Genomic DNA, 18,840 nt, shown 5'->3' on the forward strand with positions numbered 1-18,840 from the left:
CTTCCGTCAACCTGCCACGCTTTCCTCCCCACGCTCCTCTTCCTCTGCGCGCTTCAGGGTCTCGCGGGCCTGATCGGCCTCGCGCTGGCGGTTCCACATGGAAGCGTAGACGCCGCCCAGAGCCAGGAGGCTGGTGTGATTGCCCCGCTCCACCACGCGGCCATGGTCGAGAACGATGATCTCGTCGGCCCCGATCACGGTGGACAGGCGGTGGGCGATGACCAGCGTCGTGCGGCCACGACTGACCCGGTCGAGGGCATCCTGGATTTCCTTTTCCGTAAAGGTATCGAGCGCCGAGGTGGCCTCGTCGAGAACGAGGATCGGTGGGCCTTTGAGAATCGTGCGGGCAATCGCCACGCGTTGCTTCTCGCCGCCCGAGAGCTTCAGGCCGCGCTCGCCCACCGGCGTGTCGTAGCCCTCCGGCAGGTTGCTGATGAAACGGTCGATCTGGGCAAGACGCGCAGCCTCCCTCACCTCCTCCGGGCTCGCATCCCAGCGGCCGTACTGGATGTTGTAGCCGATGGTGTCGTTGAAGAGCACCGTGTCCTGCGGGACCATGCCGATCACCTTGCGGAGCGAGGTCTGCTGAATGTCAGCGATGTTCTGCCCGTCGATGAGGATGCGTCCGCTCGTGGGCTCGTAGAAGCGGAACAGCAGACGCGAGATGGTGGACTTGCCTGCGCCCGAAGGACCGACGATGGCAACCGTATGGCCTGCCGGCACCTCGAAGCTCACGCCTTTGAGGATCGGACGCTCCGGAATATAGGAGAAATGCACATCCTCGAAGCGTACCACCGCCTGCTTGATCTCGAGCGGCTTCGCGCCGGGCTTGTCCTGGATCTCGGGGTTCTGCTCGATGATCCGGAACATGTCGTCGATGTCGATGAGGGCCTGCTTGATCTCGCGATAGAGCATGCCCATGAAGTTCAGCGGAATGTAGAGCTGAACCAGCATGGCATTCACCAGCACGAAGCTGCCGACGGACACGCGGCCCGCCATGATGTCCCGCGCCGCGAGCACCATCACGATGGCCATGCCGATGGAAAAGATCACGGCCTGGCCCGCATTGAGCACGGCGAGCGACGTATAGGTCTGTGTCGAGGCCCGCTCATAGCGCTCCATGGAGCGGTCGTAGCGCGCAGTCTCGCGCTGCTCGGCGCCGAAATACTTCACCGTCTCATAGTTCAGCAGAGAGTCGACGGCCTTCGTGTTGGCATCCGTATCGGAGTCGTTCATCTGCTTGCGGATCGAAATCCGCCACTGCGTCGCCTTGTAGGTATAGGCGAGATAGATCACCACCATCACGAAGACGACGAGCGAATAGACCCAGTCGAATTCCCAGGCGAGCAGGCCCAGCACCAGCGCGAATTCGAGGATGGTGGGGATGAGCGTCAGCACCATGAGGCGCGACAGCTCCTCGATGCCTTCGCGGCCACGCTCCAGCACGCGGGTAAGACCGCCGGTCTTGCGTTCGAGATGGAAGCGTAGAGACAGGCGGTGCATGTGCTCGAAGGCTTGCAGCGCGAGATTGCGCACCGCATGCATGGCGACCTTGGCGAAGAGACCATCGCGCACTTGAGTCAGCACTGCCATGAGGATGCGGGTAATGCCGTAGATGATCGTAAGCAGGATCGGCGACTTCCACAGCCAGGACCCTGCGGTGGCAGCGGCTTCGGTGGCCTGGTTGCCGTTGCTGGTGACGGCCACGAGCGCGTCCGTCGCCCATTTGAAGGCAAACGGCGTCACCATGGTCACGCCCTTGGCGACGAGGAGCAGGCCGAAGGCGATGAAGACGCGGCGTTGCAGGTCGGGACGCCCCTGTGGCCAGAGATAGGGCCAGAGCTTCGTCCATGTCGCGGCCAAGCCGTTAGCTTTTCGCGCGGCGGCGCTTGTCGAAGGGACGGAAGTGGTGGGGGGCATGACCAGAGAATCCGAATGAACCGTGGAACCCGATATAAGGGATCGGAAACAGGAATTCACCCTACCCCGTCCGCAGCCCTGCCCTGACGTAGAATGTCTCAACCCTCATCCTGAGGAGCAGGCGCAGTCTGCGTCTCGAAGGAGGATCCTGTGTGCGCTGGAGACGCCCTCGCCCTTCGAGCCACGAGCAAGCTTGACCCTGAGGGGAAGGCTCAGGATAGTTTTATGAAGAGCTCTTAGTTGGTCTTCTGGTTCTGATCGGCCGGCAGCACGAAAACCTGGCCTGGATAGATCAGATTGGGATTACGGATCTGTTCCTTATTCGCCCCGTAGATCACGGTGTAGCGATAGCCCGAGCCATAGATCCGCTGGCTGATCCGCCAGAGATTGTCGCCCTTGGAGATGATGGCCGTGTTGATGTTGGGGATCACGACCGTGCCGGCCGCAGCGACTTGGCCATCAGCGGCAGGCTTTCCGCCGGACTGTGCCTGAGCCGAAGCGTTGGAGGTTGCCGGGGCAACCGGAGCCTCAGACGCCGAGGCGACCTGAACCGGGACGGTGAAGCCCACCTCGGCCCGGGATTTCACCTGGCCTGAGACCGGATCCACATCATCGAGGCGGATCCGATATTCACCGGGCTTTACGCCGGAGCCGATGGAGAAGGAGACCTTGCCATCGCCTCCGGCCCCGCCCGGAGCGATAAGAGTTTCGTTGAGGTAGAGGCGAACCGTCGCGCCGGGAGCCGACAGGCCGGAAACGAAGAGCTTTCCGTTCTCGGTCTCGACGCTGACGATCTTGATCTCGGGCCGGGGCGTCGGCTGGGCTGGGGCCTCGGGCGCAGCATTCGCCTGCTGCTGCGGCTGAGCAGCGGGCTGGGCAGGCTCTGGTGTCTGCGCCGGCTTCTCGGATTCCTTCGGCGTGGTCTGCGCGACCTGCGACTCGGGCGGCTCAGGATTCGAAAGGACAACCGTCGGCTGATCCGGCGAGGTCAAGGTTACGAGGGGCTGCTTCTGGGCCGCATCGATCACCACCGTCACGCTCTGGAGAGAGCGCCGGCGTACCCCATCCGGCGCGATGGATTGCAGCACGACCTGATGGGAGCCCGGCGGCAAGGCCGGCGGCACGATGGCAAAGAGGCCAGAGGCATCGGCCACGGCGCGGGCATGGACCTGATCGCCCCTCAAGAGTTCGATGGTCGCCCCTGGAGCGGCCCGCCCGGCGATCACGCTCTCGCCGCTGGGCTCCACGCGTACGAGGTCGAAGGACGGGACGATGGGAGCCTCGGCAGGCTTCGTCTCAGCAGCTTTGGGCTCCGGAGGCTTCGCAGGCGCAACCTCCGCCGTTGACTTCTGCTGCTGCGTGGACTGCTGGAGAGAGGCCTGAGGCGTTGTGGCGCTGCGAGACTGCTCAGGAGCGCCGGGCCACGCCCAGTAAAGCGCGCCAACGAGAACCGCGACGACGCCAGCGGCTGCCGCGCCGATGATCGCGATGGTTCCTTTAAGCTCTGTCGCCTGCGCCATAACGCTTTTTCTCAACTCCGGCACTTTCATGCATTTAAGCCGTTTATCTTTCAAAAGGCTACGGCCATAAAGGGAATATAATGTTTTATGATTCAACGCGGGAGGCTCCCCGCCTCCCCGAAATGCCCATGTCAGATCAAAAGCCTGTCAAATCCATCTGTGTGTATTGCGGCTCCGGTTTCGGAGACGATCCTGTCTTTGCTGCAAATGCGGCGGCCTTGGGTCGTGCCATGGCCGAGCAGGGCGTCAATCTCGTCTATGGCGGTGGCAATGTCGGTCTCATGGGCACGGTCGCTCAGGCCGTTCTCGACCATGGCGGCTATGTCACGGGCATCATCCCGGACTTCCTGAAATCCCGCGAAAAGCTTCTCGACGAGGTGCAGGAAACCATCGTCGTTCCGGACATGCACACCCGCAAGCGACTGATGTTCGAGAAGGCCGATGCCTTCGTGGCGCTTCCGGGTGGCATCGGAACGCTGGAAGAACTCGTGGAGCAGATGACCTGGGCGCAGCTCGGCCGTCACACGAAGCCGATCCTGATGCTCAGCACCAAGGGGTTCTGGAAGCCGCTGCTCACCCTCTTTGCCCATATGCGCGAACAGGGCTTCATTCGCCCTGGGCTCGAGCTCAGCTATCTCGTGGCTGAACAGGTCGAGGATGTGATTCCGATGATCGAGGCCGCCGCGCGGCGCGTCGGCATCGTCGAGAATGCCGACCTGATCGAGACAAAGTTCTAGAGCATCGGACCCAAAAGTGGATTTGCACTTTTGGGATTCAATCCGATGTTCCCTTCCTCAAGCAGCGCATCGTTCGATGCGCTAGACAAACGCCGCTCATCCTACGCGGGAGAGAACGAGCCCGCCCAGGATGAGGCCTGCCGCGACAATGCGCTGCCAGGAAATGGCCTGCACTGGCAGGCCGAAGGCTCCGATCGCATCGAGGACGAGAGCCGCAACCACCTGGCCGAAGATCAGAGCCGCCACGGTGCTCACCGCACCCAGCTGCGGCACGCCCCAGATCACGATCGCCACATAGAACGCGCCTAAGCATCCGCCGAGCCATGCCCACCAGGGCGCGGAGGCCATGGCGCTGCCGGAAGACCACGCGCCGCGAAAGGCGCTGATGATGGCAAGCACCAGAAAGCCGACGCCGAAGGAAATGCAGGCGGCCAGCAGCGGGTCGCCGAGCGCACGGGCGAGCGCAGCATTGATTGGAGCCTGCGACGACAGAAAGACGCCGCCGATGACAATGCCGGCGAGCGGCAGCAGGAGCGAGAGGTTCATGGCTTGTCGGGACGAACGGCTTACAGCGTCGCCCCGCCCTTGAGCAGCTTGTAGATCATGGAATCGGTCAGTGCCTGGAACGAGGCATCGATGATGTTGGCTGAAACGCCGATGGTGGTCCAGCGCTCGCCCGTAGCATCCGTGAACTCTATGAGCACGCGCGTCACGGCATCCGAACCGCCCTGATAGATACGCACCTTATAGTCCACCAGCTCCAGATCCTGGATCAGGTTCTGGTACTTGCCGAGATCCTTGCGAAGCGCCACGTCGAGCGCATTCACCGGGCCATTGCCTTCCGCAGCAGAGATGAGAACCTCATCGCCCACGCGCACCTTAACGATGGCTTCCGAGGCGGTGACGAGCTCGCCCATCGCGTTGTAGCGGCGCTCCACACTCACCGAGAAGCGCTCTACGTCAAAGAAGGCCGGCACCTCACCCAGCATGCGCTTGACGAGCACATAGAAGGAGGCATCCGCTCCTTCGAAGGCGAAGCCCTCCGCCTCTTTCCGTTTCACCTCATCGAGCACGCGGGCGATGCGTGGATCGCCCCTCTCCAACTCGAAGCCGCAGCGCTTGAGTTCGGCGAGAATGTTCGATTGCCCGCCCTGGTCGGACACCAGAACTTTGCGCACGTTGCCGACCACTTCCGGCTCCACATGCTCGTAGGTGCGCGGGTCTTTCAGCACGGCGGAGGCATGAATGCCTGCCTTGGTGGCAAACGCGCTCGCGCCGACGAAGGGCGCGTGGCGGTTGGGCTGGCGGTTGAGGATCTCGTCCACCTGCCGCGAGACATGGGTGAGCCCGCTCAACGCCTCGTCCGTCACGCCGAGTTCGAAGCGAGAAGCATAGCCGTCCTTCAACTTCAGTGCGCCGATGAGCGTGATGAGATTAGCATTGCCGCAACGTTCGCCCAGACCATTGAGCGTGCCCTGGATATGGCGCGCACCCGCCTCTACCGCTGCCAGCGAATTGGCGACGGCGCAGCCGCAATCGTCATGGGCGTGAATGCCAACATATGCGCTCGGCACAACCTTGGTGACGGCATTGACGATCTCCATTACCTCGTGAGGCAGCGTGCCGCCATTGGTGTCGCAGAGCACCACCCAGCGCGCACCGGCCTCGTAAGCGGTCTTCGCGCAGGAGAGCGCATAATCGGGATTGGCCTTGTAGCCGTCGAAGAAGTGCTCGCAATCGACGATCACCTCGCGGCCCTTGGTGCGCGCAGCTTCGACGCTGTCGCCAATGCCGGCGAGGTTTTCCTCCAGCGTCGTCTCAAGCGCCACGTGCACGTGATAATCCCAGGACTTTGCGACAAAGCAGATCGCATCGGCCTCAGCTTCCAGAAGCGCCGAGACGCCGGGATCGTTCGAGACCGAGCGCCCTGCCCGCTTCGTCATCCCGAAGGCCGTGAACTTGGCCTTCTTCGTGCGTTTCTCAGAGAAAAAGGCGGTATCCAGCGGGTTCGCCCCCGGATAACCGCCTTCCACGTAATCGATGCCGAGCCTGTCGAGGAGCGTGGCAATCGCCCGCTTGTCTTCAAGCGAGAAATCCACACCTGTGGTCTGCGCGCCATCGCGCAGAGTGGTGTCGAAGAGATAGACGCGCTCAACGCTCATGACGACATCTTCCTGTCCTCGACGGGTGCGAGGCGCTTTTCCATGGTGGTGGTGCCGAGCCACTCGTCGCCGAGCGACAGGGTATTGCGGCGCTGAGGCTGAAAGCCCTGCTTCTGAAAGAAAGGCTGCGCGTTGTCGCTGACCTCGGCCACGAGGCGCGCCGCACCGCGCGCGGTCGCGAGTTTTTCGACCGCATCATAGAGCATCGTGCCGATCCCCTGCCCTGCCACCGTGGGATGCACATGGAACAGCTCGATCAGCTCATTGCCCTTCAGCGCAATGAAGCCGACGGCCGCCCCCTCGATGGTCGCCACGAGGGTGAGATCCTTCGCCAGTTTCTCGGCGAAATCCTCCTCCTCGGATTGCATCATCCAGGCTTCCTGCTGGGCCTCGCTGTAATCCTCGCCTGTCAGTTCCTCGATGCTCGCCTGAAAAATCTCAACGAGCACCGGCAGGTCGGCGGGAAGGAAGGGACGCAGTCCCGGTTTCGGCAGTGACTGTCCCATCAGCGTGTCTCCAGCGCGAATGCGCAGCACAACGATTCCTCGTCATGGCAGCACTTGTTGCGGCAATCCACGTCTTGAAAGCGCCGCGCCAGAAAGACGTGGATACCTGGGACAAGCCCGGGCATGACGGAGGAGGATGACGAAACGCTCATCGCGCAACCTCCCAGGTGGTGGTGCCGTCCTTGTTGTCCTTCACGACAACGTTGAGCGCTGCGAGTTCGTCGCGAATGCGGTCTGACTCGGCCCAGTTCTTCGCAGCGCGGGCTTCCTTGCGGGCGGCGATCAGGCGCTCGACCACGGCGGGATCGACCGAAAGCGAAGCCTGCTTTCGTGCCTTCCACGCCTCGGCCCCTTCGAGAAGGAAGCCGAGCGCGCGCAGGTTCGCGCCGAGCTCATCGTGATCCCCCTGCCCATCGAGGGCATGAAGTTCCGCCAGCATCTTCGGGGTGTTGAGATCGTCCGCCAAAGCCTCGACGATCTGCTCCGAAAGCTGAGCCGATTGCCCATGGCCCGCCAGCTCGTACCAGCGGTCGAGGGTCTTCTGGCTTTCCTCCAGGCCCTTCTCCGTCCAGTCGATAGGCTGGCGATAATGGGTGCGCAGCATGTTGAAGCGCAGCACCTCGCCCGGCCATTGCTGCAGCAGATCGTGGATGGTGAAGAAGTTGCCGAGAGACTTCGACATCTTCTCGCCTTCCACCTGCAGGAAGCCGTTGTGCATCCAGACATTGGCCATGCGCGGCGTCTCGAAGGCGCAGCAGCTCTGGGCGATCTCGTTCTCGTGGTGCGGGAAGACGAGATCGATGCCGCCGCCATGGATGTCGAAGATCTCGCGCTCTGCCGGGTCGCTGCAGGTGAGACGCGTCTCGAAGGCTTGGATCAGATGCTTCCACGACATGGCGGAGCACTCGATGTGCCAGCCGGGGCGGCCCGGCGTCTTGATGCCGGCGGGAGCCGGCCAGGCCGGATCGTTCGGGCCAGAAGGCTTCCAGAGCACGAAATCCATGGGATCGCGCTTGTAGGGAGCAACGTCCACCCGGGCGCCGGAGAGCAGTTCGTCGAGGGAACGCTTGGAGAGGGCGCCGTATTTCGGCAGACCGGGCAGCTTCTGCATGCCGGCAACCGAGAAGAGCACGTGGTCCTCTGCCACGTAGGCGGTACCTCGTTCGATCAGCCGCTCGATGATCATGCGCATCTCGTCGATGTGCTCGGTGGCCCTAGGTTCCACGAAGCTTGGCCGTTTGCCGGGGACGTTCACATCTTCCGGCATGAGGACACCAAGTGCACGGATATCGGTGTGGAACTGCTCCTCCGTCTTCCGGGTCACCTCGCGGATGGCGTCGTTGTGGGGCAGGTCCGGGTAATCGCGGGCGGCGCGGGCGTTAATCTTGTCGTCCACATCCGTGATGTTGCGCACATACGTGACCGCTTCCGCACCGTAAACATGCCTGAGCAGACGGAAGAGAAGGTCGAAGACGATGATGGGGCGGGCGTTACCGATATGAGCGTAGTCGTAGACCGTGGGGCCGCAGACATACATGCGCACGTTCTTGAGGTCGACGGGGACGAACGCGTCCTTCGACCGGGTGAGCGTGTTGTAGAGCTTCAGCTGGGGCGCCATGAAACCAAATCCCTGTCAGGCCACAAGGCCGGAGGTTGGTTTCGATCTTGGAGTGAGAACGAGACGGCTCCAGCCAGCGTGGTGCGCTAGCCGCAAATAATCCCGGAAATGAGGATCGTTGCCGTGTTCATGAACCAATCAATGCCCCGTCCGGCGACAGGCGTCAAGGTTCCCGTGCTGGAGAGCACAGTTCCTTTGCAGGCATGCAAGAAACGGGTTTTTACCAAACCCGTTAGAGCTTTGTTCACGGGCTTCCGTGACAATAAAGCTCGAATTCAATCAATGAGGTTTTCTATGCGCCGCGCATTTGCCGTGCTCGGGTTGAGCACAGCCATGTTCATTGGAGCCGCGTCCCTGACGCTGCTTCCCAACGGCACCCAGGCCTCATCGACCGAAGCGACCTTCCTGGTCCCCGCCGCCGATGGCTACGGCGTTGCGGAATGCCTCATCTCAAACCAGGCTTGTGGCCAAGTTGTGGCAGATACCTGGTGCGAGGCTCAAGGCTATACGCGCGCGATTTCCTTCCGCCAGGTCGAGGCCGAGGAGACGACAGGGTCGATTCGCAAGGTATCAATGACCGTTCCCGAGCATCGCCCGATCTCGATTACCTGTTCGAACTGAAGGGTGCGTGCGGCAACAGTTACGCTTTATCCCACCACTTTAGGGGTGTTACCCCATCGGTAGGATCGTAAACATTGCCATAGTACCACTCGGCGTCGGGAAACAGAGCCGTCATTTCCCTGAAAGCTGCCTCAATGGCCTCAAAGCCACCTGCAACCGATACAGTGTAGACGAGTTGCATGTGGCTCTTACCATCAAGGTATCCGCCTAGCTGACCCAAATTTCCAGTTATATGCTGTTCGAGGGCGTTCAAATCACCTCTCGAAAAGATTTGGACGCAAACGTTTCCGCTACGTTCAATGATCTTGAACTGCCCATCGGGAATAGCCTCAAATACATCACCGGCTGCCAAACCCTGCACTAGACCTGGGGATTTGAGCAGCCTATACCATCCGTTTGCCTGCGACTCAGCAAGAACCTCCTCATGGACAGACGTCCCATTGGACCTCTGCCCTGCAAGCAATTGTAGTCTTTCGATCATCTCCAAATGCCCATTCGATGCTGGACGCAGCCTAAGCTGATTTCACTTATTGAGCCAGTCGCCGCATTTGGGCGGAACATCCGTCCCCCAGGGCATGAGCGGCACGGTGGAGGTCGAGTTCTTGGGCGAGCCCTCGATAGGCCGGTCCGAATAGACCATGTAGACCAGGGTGTTCCGCTTCGCGTCGCAACCGCGCACGATCTGCATCCGCTTGAAGATAAGGGAGCGACGCTCGCTGAACACCACGTCGCCCTGGCCGAACCGCTGCTTGAACTTCACCGGACCGACCTGACGGCAGGCGAGCGAGATGTCGGACACCTCCTCCGCCACCCCGAAGGTACCGGAGATGCCGCCCCGCTCCGGGGTCGTGTAATGGCAGGCCACCCCCTCCACCACGGGATCGTCGATGCCGTAGACGGCGAGCTTGTCGTCAGGCGTCAGGGCCCGCCAGACGGTGGACTTCTTGAAGATCAGATCCGGCTCCTGGGCTGCAGCGCCGATGACTGCTCCCATCACGAGGGCCAAAGCCAGAGCGATTCGAGCAAGCATTCCCGTTGTCTCCTAAAGTTACGCTGTCATGTGGGAATTCCGCCCGCCTTTGACGAGGGCTATTCGGCGTGGTGGCTGCAGATGCAGATCTTGTTGCCGTCGAGGTCGCGAAAGTAAGCCCCGTAGTAGTTGCGGTGATAGTGAGGCCGCAAACCCGGCCCGCCCTCATCCGTCCCGCCCTGCTTCATCGCAAGCTCATAGCAGGCATCGACCAGCGCACGCCTGGGGGCCAGAAGCGCGATCATGGAGCCGTTGCCCACGGAGGGTTCAGCTCTATCGAACGGCCGGACAACCAGGAACTGGGGACGCCCGCCCGGCAGGCCATAGCCCACCATGTCCTCGTCCGTGAACCGGACCTCGAGGCTCAAGGGAGTCAGCACGGCATCGTAGAAGACGCGCGCTCGCGCCAGGTCATTTGCTCCGATGGTCGTATGAGAGTACATGCAAGATCTCGTCAGGGTCGTTTTTCGACGGGCAGGCTAGAGGCCTTCCCCCGGAGCGGGCAAGACGGTAATCACAATAGGGCCCCATTCCGGCGTCAGATGACCAGCTTCCTGGCCATGGCGCCGTATCGGACCCGATTCTGCGATCAGCTTGATGACAAAGACATTCTTTCTCCGCTCATTCTTCGCCGTGATGGCCTTCCTGGCCGCCGGACAGGCAGCTCTCGCCCAGTCGCCCGAGTGCCAGCGCTACCGCGCGGAACTGGCGAATCTCGATCGCAGCAGCGGCGGAGCGCCGACTGGGCAGATGCAGGCCCAGCGGGCAGAGATCAACCGTCTGGTGCGCTACTACAGTTCCATCGGCTGCGAGCGCGGTCCATTGGGCTTCTTTGCAGGCCCCGCCCCGCGCGAGTGCGGCCCCATCGCCGCACAGATTCGCCAGCTCGAGGCCGGCTATGCCCGCTTGGCCCAGCAGGCCCTGGACCCCGCCGATGTGGAGGCCCGCCGTCGCCAGCTTCAGGCTGCCGTGCAGCAGACCTGCTCCACCGATCAGCCCCGCGGCTTCTTCGAATCGCTCTTTGGCCCCCCGCGTGGTCAGCAGCAGCAGGAGATCGCGCCTGAGGGACAGCCGATTATCGCCGATGAAGGGCAGCGTGCCCTCGGCGGCGGCCGCCTGATCTGCGTGAAGACCTGCGACGGCTCGTTCTTCCCGCTAACCACCCCGCCCGGCGGCCAGCAGAGCGCCGACGAGATGTGCCAGGCCCTCTGCCCCGGCACGGAAACGACGGCTTATGCGTATCCGGGCGGCGACGACGGCCTGACACGCGCCGTCTCGCTCTCGAGCAACCGGGCCTACACGTCGCTCGCCAACGCCTTCAAGTTCCGCAAGACCTTCGACGAAAGCTGCGCCTGCAAGAAGCCCAATGAGAGTTGGGCGGTTGTCCTGCGCAAGGCCGAGGGCATGCTGGAGCAGCGCAAGGGCGACATGATCGTGACTGCCGAGAAGGCGGAGGAAATGTCCCGTCCGAAGGCCGTGCAGGCCCGCAAGGCCGCAGACAAGAAGGCGGACGAGGAAGAGAAGGCCGCGGCTGAGAGCGCCGCCGCAGCTCCGACCGCGAGCAAGGAATCCTCCGGTATCGGTCCGCAATCGATCGAGACCACCCGCGTGGTCGGCGAGAACGAGGGCAATAAGCAGGAAATCGTCGGCGGCAACGGCGAGAAGAAGACGGTGCGCGTGATTGCGCCGAACCTCATTCCGGTGCCGAACGGACAGAACTGATCCGGTTCACGGCATCATTCGACGACGGGCGCCTTTTGGGGCCCGTTCTCCTTTGGGAGGGGGAATTTCGGGCAAGTCTCCGGCATGCTATCAGGCGCGTCATGAAACCACTCGATCATTCGCGAATGCCGGATTCCTTCGGCGCATCAAACCCGATCATCTCGGTCTCGGGGCTCTCCAAAACCTATGCCTCGGGCTTCCAGGCCCTGCGCAAGGTCGATCTTGAAATCCGCCGGGGCGAGATCTTCGCCCTGCTCGGCCCCAACGGCGCCGGTAAGACGACGCTGATCAGCATCATCTGCGGCATCGTCAACCCGAGCACGGGCACGGTCACGGCGGATGGGCACGACATCATTCGCGACTACCGGCCTGCGCGAACCAAGATCGGCCTCGTCCCGCAGGAACTCACCACCGATGCCTTTGAGAGCGTGTGGGCGACGGTGAATTTCAGCCGCGGTCTCTTCGGCAAGCCGGCCAATCCCGCCTATGTCGAGAAGATCCTGAAGGACCTCTCTCTCTGGGAGAAGAAGAACACGAAGATCATGGCGCTCTCGGGCGGCATGAAGCGCCGCGTGATGATCGCCAAGGCGCTTTCGCACGAGCCCAAGATCCTCTTCCTCGACGAGCCGACGGCGGGCGTCGATGTGGAGCTGCGCCGAGACATGTGGAACATGGTACGCGGTCTTCGCGAGAGCGGTGTCACCATCATTCTCACGACGCACTATATCGAAGAGGCCGAGGAGATGGCCGACCGGATAGGGGTGATCAACAAGGGCGAGATCATCCTGGTCGAGGACAAGCACGTGCTCATGCAAAAACTCGGCAAGAAGCAGCTGACCCTGCACCTGCAGAACCCGCTCGCGGACCTTCCCGCCGATCTGCGATCTGAGCATCTGCACCTTTCCGCCGATGGCGCGGATCTCATCTACACTTTCGACACGCAGAGCGACGAAACGGGCATCGCCACGCTGCTGCGCCGCCTCAACGAGCACGGTATCCATTTCAAGGATCTGCGCACCTCCGAGAGTTCTCTGGAGGACATTTTCGTCAGCCTGGTGAGGGGGCGCTCGTGAACGTCTACGGCATCAAGGCCATCTATCTCTTCGAGATGGCGCGCACGTGGCGCACGCTGATGCAGAGCATCGCCTCGCCGGTTCTCTCGACCTCGCTCTATTTCATTGTCTTCGGCTCGGCCATCGGATCGCGCATGGCCCATATCGACGGCGTGAGCTATGGCGCCTTCATCGTGCCGGGCCTCATCATGCTCTCGCTCCTGACCGAGAGCATCTCCAACGCGTCGTTCGGAATCTACATGCCGAAATTCACGGGCACGATTTACGAGATCCTCTCGGCGCCGATTTCGGCCATCGAGACGGTGATCGGCTATGTGGGCGCGGCGGCCACGAAGTCGGTGATAATCGGTACCATCATTCTCGTCACCGCACGACTTTTCGTGGATTTCTCCATCGAACATCCCGTCTGGATGATCGCCTTCCTGGTACTGACCTCCGTCACCTTCAGCCTTTTCGGCTTCATCATCGGCGTATGGGCCGACAGCTTCCAGAAGCTGCAGGTGATTCCTCTGATGATCGTGACGCCCCTCGCCTTCCTCGGCGGCAGCTTCTATTCCATCAGCATGCTGCCGCCCTTCTGGCAGAAGGTCGCTCTGTTCAACCCGGTGGTCTATCTGGTCAGCGGCTTCCGCTGGAGCTTTTATGGCGTCGCCGACGTGGATGTCGGCATCAGCCTCGGCATGACGTTTCTATTCATGCTGATCTGCCTCGCTGCAATCTGGTGGATCTTCCGGACGGGCTACAAGATCAAGGCGTAAAACCTCAAACGAACCTCTTCGTCATGGCCGGGCTTGTCCCGGTCATCCACGTCTTCCTGGCGCAGCAGTTCAAAGACGTGGATGCCCGCAACAAGTGCGGGCATGACGACGAGGACGTTAGACTTCTATGGCTTTATGCCATCTGCCCCGACAAACGCGCCTTCGCTCGCTCGGGGCCGACGAGCGGCAGGAGGTTGCCGAGTTCCGGACCGTGATCGAGACCCGTGAGTGCAAGGCGCAGCGGCATGAACAGCGCCTTGCCCTTCACGCCAGTCTTCGTCTTCACGGCTTCCGTCCAGGCTTTCCAAGTCGTGGTATCCCACGGCCCATCCGGCAGCACTTCGGCGGCCGCGTCGATGAAGGCGCGATCCTCGATCACGGGCGTCACCGGCCCACGCACGACCTTGGCCCATTCCGCGACATCGCGAACCTTTGTGAGATTGCCGCGCACGGCATTCCAGAAGGCTTCGCCGAGATCCGCATCGAGCGCCACAAGACGCTCGCGCACGATCTCGTAGGGCATCTCGTGGATGAGACGCGCGTTGAGATGCTCCAGCTCGCTCTCGTCGAACTTCGCGGGCGCGCGGGAGATGTGCGAGAAGTCGATGAGCTTGGCGAGTTCGTTGAGATCGGCCACGGGGCGCACGGCCTCAGCGGATCCGACAAGCACGGCGAGCGACGCCACGGCCTGCGGTTCGAGGCCCGCATCGCGCAGGCCCTTCACGGAGAGGTGGCCGAGGCGCTTCGAAAGCCCCTCGCCGCTTGCCGTAATCAGCAGGCTGTGATGCGCGAAGGTGGGAATAGCAGTCCCCAGCGCCTCGAATATCTGGATCTGCACCGCCGTATTGGTAACGTGGTCCTCGCCACGGATCACATGCGTGATTTTGAGGTCGATGTCATCGACCACCGATGGCAGCGTATAGAGATAGGTGCCATCCTCGCGCACCAGCACGGGATCGGAGAGCGAGCCGCAATCCACATGGGCCTCGCCGCGCACGAGGTCGTTCCACGCCACGTTCGTGTGATCGAGGCGGAAACGCCAATGGGGCTTGCGTCCTTCGCTTTCGAGTGTCGCGCGCTCCTCGTCCGTGAGCTTCAACGCAGCCCGATCGTAGATCGGCGGCAGGCCGCGGGCGAGCTGACGCTTGCGGCGAAATTCCAGCTCCTCCGGCGTCTCGTAGCAGGGATAGAGACGACCGACATCCTTCAGCTGCTCCGCCGCAGCATCATAGAGATCGAAACGCTCCGACTGGCGGAGAACGATATCAGGCGCGATGCCGAGCCACTTGAGATCGGTCTCGATGGAATCCGCATATTCCTGCTTCGAGCGCACGAGATCGGTGTCGTCGAAGCGCAGGATGAAGGTGCCCCCTTCCCGACGCGCGAAGAGCGCATTGAGCAGGGCCACACGGGTATTGCCGATATGGATGTGCCCGGTCGGAGACGGGGCGAAGCGAACGATGGGCTTGGACATAGCGAACCCTATGGCGAAGGGAGCCGGGCGACGCAAGGGGCTGCCGCCAATGAAAGATCAAACATCGAGCGAGCCCATGCGTGGTTTGCCGATGGCGCGCTCCAGAGCTTCGTCCTTTTGATGAGCGATAAGGCCCTGATCGCGGAAGCGGTTCACGATGGGATAGCGGCGATCGCGGCCGAAATTCTTGCGCGTGACCTTCACGCCCGGCGCCGATTGTCGACGCTTGTATTCGGCGATGTAGAGCAGCCGCTCCACCTTCTTCACCACCTCAAGATCATAGCCCTTGGCGACGATGTCGGACACGCGAAGCTCCTCCTCGATGAGGCCGCGCAGGATCACATCGAGATCCTCATACGGCGGCAGCGAGTCCTGATCCTTCTGGTTTTCGCGCAGTTCCGCAGAAGGGGCCTTGGTGAGGATGTTCTCAGGGATCACGATGCCATCCGGGCCCAGAGCTCCCTTCGGCTTCCAGCGATTGCGGAGCGCGGACAGGCGGTAAACCTCCATCTTGTAGAGGTCCTTGATCGGGTTGAAGCCGCCGTTCATGTCGCCATAAATCGTGGCATAGCCCACCGATATTTCGGACTTGTTGCCCGTGGTCACCACCATGGCGCCGAACTTGTTCGAGATCGCCATGAGGGTGCTGCCGCGCGCGCGGCTCTGGAGGTTCTCTTCCGTGATGTCCCGTTCCCTGCCCTGGAAAAGCGGCTGAAGCGCGGTCTCGAAGCCCTCCACTGGATCGGCAATGGGCAGGATATCGTAGCGAACGCCCAAGGCCTTCGCGCAGGCCTCCGCATCACGCAAGGATTCACCGGAGGTGTAGCGGTAAGGCAGCATCACGCAATGGACACGGTCCGCACCCAGCGCATCGACGGCCATGGCGGCGCAAATTGCGGAATCGATGCCTCCGGAAAGCCCGAGCACCACGCCGGGGAAGCGGTTCTTCTCCACGTAATCGCGAAGGCCGAGAACGCAGGCGGCATAATCAGCCTGTTCGCCTTCCTCCACCGTCATCATGGGAGCCTCGCGGCACACCCAGCCGTCCTCGCCCTTCTCCCAGGCGGTGAGCGCAATCACCTCCTCGTAAGCAGGCAGCTGGCAGGCCAGCGAGCAATCGGCGTTCAGCACGAAGGAGGCGCCGTCGAACACGAGTTCGTCCTGACCGCCGACCTGATTGAGATAGACGAGCGGCAAGCCGCTTTCCGTCACACGCGCGGCGGCGATGTTGAACCGTTCCTCCGTCTTGCCGCGCCAATAAGGCGAGCCGTTGGGAACGAGGAGCATTTCGGCTCCCGTCTCGGCAAGGCATTCGACCACATCGCCGGTCCAGATGTCCTCGCAGATCGGAATGCCTAAGCGAATGCCGCGGAAATTGACCGGACCCGGCAAGGGACCGGCATCGAAATTCCGCTTCTCGTCGAAAACGCCGTAATTGGGCAGATCGACCTTGAAGCGCACCGAGATCGCGCCGCGATCGAGAAGCGCATAGGCGTTGTAGAGCTCGCCCTTCTCGCGCCACGGCAGGCCGACGAGCATGCCGGGGCCGCCATCGGCCGTCTCGCGGGCGAGGCGCTCCAGCGCGGCGCGGCAGGTATCCTGGAAGGCAGGCTTGAGCACGAGATCCTCGGCGGGATAGCCCGCGAGGAACTGCTCGGCGAACATCACGAGATCGGCGCCCATCCGGGCCGCCTCGGCACGGGCGAGGCGCGCCTTTTGCTCGTTGCCGGCCACATCGCCGACAATGGGGTTGAGCTGCGCGAGAGCGATCTTGAGCATGTTCTGAGCCATAGCACCTGCAGAATTAGCGCGCCGTCGGATGCGCAGCAATGCAAAGCCTGAACTATCCCGTGAACTTAACGCCGAATGGATTGCTCCGATCCACTGAAGCTGAAACGGCAGAAAAAGTGCCCCGCAGCAATTTTCGGAACCCAATATAGCTCAGGTCGTTGTCCCCACACGATTTTGACAATGGAGGCGACGATGTTGAAAGGCGGTTTGCTTTGGCTGATCGGTATTCCTCTGCCGATCATCCTTATTCTCTACTTCATGGGCTGGCTGAGTTAAGTCAACGATTGTTCAAAGCCAACCCAAGAAAGTAAAAGGGGCGCTTGGAGGCGCCCCTTTTCTTTTATTCTCACTCAGCCGCCAGAGCGGCGGGCCTTTCCCTTGACTGGCGCTCGCGTTTGATCAGCTCCGAGGTCAGGAACGCGATTTCCAGCGCCTGCTCCGCGTTGAGGCGCGGGTCGCAATAGGTGTGATAGCGGTCCGAGAGGTCCGCATCGGTGAGCGCGCGGGCACCGCCGGTGCATTCCGTCACGTTCTTGCCGGTCATCTCCAGATGGATGCCGCCGGCATGGGTGCCTTCCGCCTGATGGATGGCGAAGAAGTCCCTCACCTCGCCCATGACGCGCTCGAAGGGACGGGTCTTGAAGCCCGAAGCTGCCTTGATCGTGTTGCCGTGCATCGGATCGCAGGACCACACCACCGTGCGGCCTTCCTTTTGCACCGCGCGGATCAGGCCCGGCAGATGATCGGCCACCTTGTCCGCGCCGAATCGGCAGATCAGCGTGAGACGGCCAGCCTCGTCCTCGGGGTTCAGGGCGTCGATGAGCTTGAGGAGCCCATCCGCCGTGAGCGACGGGCCGCACTTGAGGCCGATCGGGTTCTTGATGCCGCGCATGTATTCCACATGGGCATGGTCGAGCTGCCGCGTGCGGTCGCCGATCCAAACCATGTGGCCGGAGGTGGCGTACCAGTCGCCGGTGGTGGAATCCACGCGGGTCAGGGCCTCCTCGTAGCCGAGCAGCAGGGCCTCGTGACTGGTGTAGAAATCCGTCGAGCGCATCTCGGGATGCGTTTCAGGATCGATGCCGATGGCCCGCATGAAGTTGAGGCTCTCGGTGATGCGCTCGGCCAACTCGCTGTAGCGCGAGGATTGCGGCGAATCCTTCACGAAGCCGAGCATCCAGCGATGCGCGTTCTCGAGGTTCGCATAACCGCCCGTCGCGAAGGCACGGATCAGGTTGAGCGTCGCGGCCGATTGACGGTAGGCCATGAGCTGGCGGCGCGGATCGGGCGTGCGGGCCTCGGGCGTGAAAGCGATGTCGCTGATGATGTCGCCCCGGTAACTCGGCAGCTCGACGCCATCGATGGTCTCGGTCGCGGAGGAACGCGGCTTGGCGAACTGGCCGGCTACGCGGCCGACCTTCACCACCGGCGAGCCGCCCGCATAGGTGAGCACCACGGCCATCTGCAGGAACAGGCGGAAGAAATCGCGGATGTTGTCGGCGGAGTGTTCGGCGAAGCTCTCGGCGCAGTCGCCGCCCTGGAGGAGGAAAGCCTCACCCTTGGCCACTTTCGCCAGCTCACGCTTCAGCTTGCGGGCCTCGCCCGCAAAAACGAGCGGGGGAAAGCCTGCAAGCTGCTGCTCCACGCTTTCAAGCGCCTCCGGGTCCGGATAGGCCGGAACCTGCTGGATCGGCTTGTGTCTCCAGCTATCGGGCGTCCACCGCTCAGTCATGACACTTACCCCCGTGTCTTTTGTGTCCTCTCGTTCACCGCAACAAGCGGCACGAAAAGGCACCTATACACGACATAAATAAAAAGGCGAGTGCAGAGAGGTGACGCCAAAGCAAAGAAGCCCTGCATCTTAAGGTGCAGAGCCTCTCTTTTTGGGGAGCCCTGCCCTTAAGCACG

General features: G+C 62.1%; 17 protein-coding genes. 5 read left to right on the forward strand and 12 right to left on the reverse strand.

The window, feature by feature from the left end; translation table 11 throughout:
- Positions 1-6: 6 nt before the first annotated feature.
- Positions 7-1,920 carry an ABCB family ABC transporter ATP-binding protein/permease gene (locus AA309_RS13320; RefSeq protein WP_047189479.1) on the reverse strand — a complete coding sequence of 638 codons (1,914 nt, stop codon included), beginning with the start codon at positions 1,918-1,920 and terminating at the stop codon, positions 7-9.
- Positions 1,921-2,156: 236 nt separating this feature from the next.
- On the reverse strand, positions 2,157-3,440 hold the full coding sequence (locus tag AA309_RS13325; protein WP_047189480.1) for a LysM peptidoglycan-binding domain-containing protein: 1,284 nt from the start codon (positions 3,438-3,440) through the stop codon (positions 2,157-2,159).
- A gap of 128 nt (positions 3,441-3,568) precedes the next feature.
- Between AA309_RS13325 and AA309_RS13330 the strand changes: the two genes are divergently transcribed.
- On the forward strand, positions 3,569-4,177 hold the full coding sequence (locus AA309_RS13330; RefSeq protein ID WP_047189481.1) for an LOG family protein: 609 nt from the start codon (positions 3,569-3,571) through the stop codon (positions 4,175-4,177).
- Between the two features lie 96 nt (positions 4,178-4,273).
- Here the strand turns inward: AA309_RS13330 and AA309_RS13335 are convergent, their stop codons facing one another.
- The 4 genes from AA309_RS13335 to cysS form a co-directional block, all read right to left on the reverse strand.
- Positions 4,274-4,723 carry a DMT family transporter gene (locus AA309_RS13335; protein ID WP_047189482.1) on the reverse strand — a complete coding sequence of 150 codons (450 nt, stop codon included), beginning with the start codon at positions 4,721-4,723 and terminating at the stop codon, positions 4,274-4,276.
- 20 nt (positions 4,724-4,743) lie between these two features.
- Positions 4,744-6,339, reverse strand: coding sequence for a citramalate synthase (gene cimA, locus AA309_RS13340; protein ID WP_047189483.1), 1,596 nt, complete (start codon positions 6,337-6,339; stop codon positions 4,744-4,746).
- The gene (locus tag AA309_RS13345; protein ID WP_047189484.1) at positions 6,336-6,845 is read right to left on the reverse strand and encodes a GNAT family N-acetyltransferase; all 510 of its coding nucleotides are present in this window, start codon (positions 6,843-6,845) and stop codon (positions 6,336-6,338) included. The genes cimA and AA309_RS13345 overlap by 4 nt, the downstream gene beginning before the upstream one ends.
- Before the next feature lie 148 nt (positions 6,846-6,993).
- Positions 6,994-8,463 carry a cysteine--tRNA ligase gene (cysS, locus tag AA309_RS13350; RefSeq protein ID WP_047189485.1) on the reverse strand — a complete coding sequence of 490 codons (1,470 nt, stop codon included), beginning with the start codon at positions 8,461-8,463 and terminating at the stop codon, positions 6,994-6,996.
- A gap of 294 nt (positions 8,464-8,757) precedes the next feature.
- Between cysS and AA309_RS13355 the strand changes: the two genes are divergently transcribed.
- Positions 8,758-9,084 carry a hypothetical protein gene (locus tag AA309_RS13355; RefSeq protein WP_052954697.1) on the forward strand — a complete coding sequence of 109 codons (327 nt, stop codon included), beginning with the start codon at positions 8,758-8,760 and terminating at the stop codon, positions 9,082-9,084.
- A gap of 19 nt (positions 9,085-9,103) precedes the next feature.
- Here the strand turns inward: AA309_RS13355 and AA309_RS13360 are convergent, their stop codons facing one another.
- The 3 genes from AA309_RS13360 to AA309_RS13370 are packed head-to-tail and all read right to left on the reverse strand — an operon-like array spanning position 9,104 to position 10,557.
- Positions 9,104-9,565: a DUF4265 domain-containing protein gene (locus tag AA309_RS13360; protein ID WP_047189623.1), complete on the reverse strand. Its 462-nt coding sequence runs from the start codon at positions 9,563-9,565 to the stop codon at positions 9,104-9,106.
- Positions 9,566-9,607: 42 nt separating this feature from the next.
- Entirely contained in the window at positions 9,608-10,114 is a 507-nt protein-coding gene (locus AA309_RS13365) for a CreA family protein (protein ID WP_047189486.1), read from the reverse strand.
- Positions 10,115-10,173: 59 nt separating this feature from the next.
- Positions 10,174-10,557, reverse strand: coding sequence for a VOC family protein (locus AA309_RS13370; protein WP_047189487.1), 384 nt, complete (start codon positions 10,555-10,557; stop codon positions 10,174-10,176).
- 154 nt (positions 10,558-10,711) lie between these two features.
- On the opposite strand from AA309_RS13370, the gene AA309_RS13375 reads away from it, so the two are divergent.
- From AA309_RS13375 to AA309_RS13385, 3 genes are all read left to right on the forward strand, one after another.
- Complete coding sequence (locus AA309_RS13375) at positions 10,712-11,836, forward strand: DUF2865 domain-containing protein (RefSeq protein WP_052954698.1); 1,125 nt, start codon at positions 10,712-10,714, stop codon at positions 11,834-11,836.
- A gap of 101 nt (positions 11,837-11,937) precedes the next feature.
- Entirely contained in the window at positions 11,938-12,909 is a 972-nt protein-coding gene (locus AA309_RS13380) for an ABC transporter ATP-binding protein (RefSeq protein WP_244470345.1), read from the forward strand.
- Entirely contained in the window at positions 12,906-13,667 is a 762-nt protein-coding gene (locus tag AA309_RS13385; RefSeq protein ID WP_047189489.1) for an ABC transporter permease, read from the forward strand. The genes AA309_RS13380 and AA309_RS13385 overlap by 4 nt, the downstream gene beginning before the upstream one ends.
- Positions 13,668-13,800: 133 nt before the next feature.
- Here the strand turns inward: AA309_RS13385 and gltX are convergent, their stop codons facing one another.
- The 3 genes from gltX to AA309_RS13400 all read right to left on the reverse strand — a co-directional run bounded on the left by gltX (position 13,801) and on the right by AA309_RS13400 (position 18,664).
- Positions 13,801-15,141, reverse strand: coding sequence for a glutamate--tRNA ligase (gltX, locus tag AA309_RS13390; RefSeq protein ID WP_047189490.1), 1,341 nt, complete (start codon positions 15,139-15,141; stop codon positions 13,801-13,803).
- Positions 15,142-15,198: 57 nt separating this feature from the next.
- Positions 15,199-16,932 carry an NAD+ synthase gene (locus tag AA309_RS13395; protein ID WP_047189491.1) on the reverse strand — a complete coding sequence of 578 codons (1,734 nt, stop codon included), beginning with the start codon at positions 16,930-16,932 and terminating at the stop codon, positions 15,199-15,201.
- 346 nt (positions 16,933-17,278) lie between these two features.
- On the reverse strand, positions 17,279-18,664 hold the full coding sequence (locus tag AA309_RS13400; protein WP_047189492.1) for a class II 3-deoxy-7-phosphoheptulonate synthase: 1,386 nt from the start codon (positions 18,662-18,664) through the stop codon (positions 17,279-17,281).
- Positions 18,665-18,840 lie beyond the last annotated feature (176 nt).

Origin of the sequence: Microvirga vignae, assembly GCF_001017175.1 — a bacterium.
GTDB lineage: Bacteria > Pseudomonadota > Alphaproteobacteria > Rhizobiales > Beijerinckiaceae > Microvirga > Microvirga vignae.

Bases quoted from the DNA above. Each gene is read 5' to 3' on its own strand.
- AA309_RS13395 (WP_047189491.1), bottom strand. From the start codon at position 16,932: ATGGCTCAGAACATGCTCAAGATCGCTCTCGCGCAGCTCAACCCCATT.
- cysS (WP_047189485.1), bottom strand. From the start codon at position 8,463: ATGGCGCCCCAGCTGAAGCTCTACAACACGCTCACCCGGTCGAAGGAC.
- AA309_RS13320 (WP_047189479.1), bottom strand. From the start codon at position 1,920: ATGCCCCCCACCACTTCCGTCCCTTCGACAAGCGCCGCCGCGCGAAAA.
- AA309_RS13375 (WP_052954698.1), top strand. From the start codon at position 10,712: ATGACAAAGACATTCTTTCTCCGCTCATTCTTCGCCGTGATGGCCTTC.
- AA309_RS13365 (WP_047189486.1), bottom strand. From the start codon at position 10,114: ATGCTTGCTCGAATCGCTCTGGCTTTGGCCCTCGTGATGGGAGCAGTC.
- gltX (WP_047189490.1), bottom strand. From the start codon at position 15,141: ATGTCCAAGCCCATCGTTCGCTTCGCCCCGTCTCCGACCGGGCACATC.
- AA309_RS13370 (WP_047189487.1), bottom strand. From the start codon at position 10,557: ATGTACTCTCATACGACCATCGGAGCAAATGACCTGGCGCGAGCGCGC.
- AA309_RS13360 (WP_047189623.1), bottom strand. From the start codon at position 9,565: ATGATCGAAAGACTACAATTGCTTGCAGGGCAGAGGTCCAATGGGACG.
- AA309_RS13325 (WP_047189480.1), bottom strand. From the start codon at position 3,440: ATGGCGCAGGCGACAGAGCTTAAAGGAACCATCGCGATCATCGGCGCG.
- AA309_RS13400 (WP_047189492.1), bottom strand. From the start codon at position 18,664: ATGACTGAGCGGTGGACGCCCGATAGCTGGAGACACAAGCCGATCCAG.
- AA309_RS13345 (WP_047189484.1), bottom strand. From the start codon at position 6,845: ATGGGACAGTCACTGCCGAAACCGGGACTGCGTCCCTTCCTTCCCGCC.
- AA309_RS13335 (WP_047189482.1), bottom strand. From the start codon at position 4,723: ATGAACCTCTCGCTCCTGCTGCCGCTCGCCGGCATTGTCATCGGCGGC.
- cimA (WP_047189483.1), bottom strand. From the start codon at position 6,339: ATGAGCGTTGAGCGCGTCTATCTCTTCGACACCACTCTGCGCGATGGC.
- AA309_RS13355 (WP_052954697.1), top strand. From the start codon at position 8,758: ATGCGCCGCGCATTTGCCGTGCTCGGGTTGAGCACAGCCATGTTCATT.
- AA309_RS13330 (WP_047189481.1), top strand. From the start codon at position 3,569: ATGTCAGATCAAAAGCCTGTCAAATCCATCTGTGTGTATTGCGGCTCC.
- AA309_RS13380 (WP_244470345.1), top strand. From the start codon at position 11,938: ATGAAACCACTCGATCATTCGCGAATGCCGGATTCCTTCGGCGCATCA.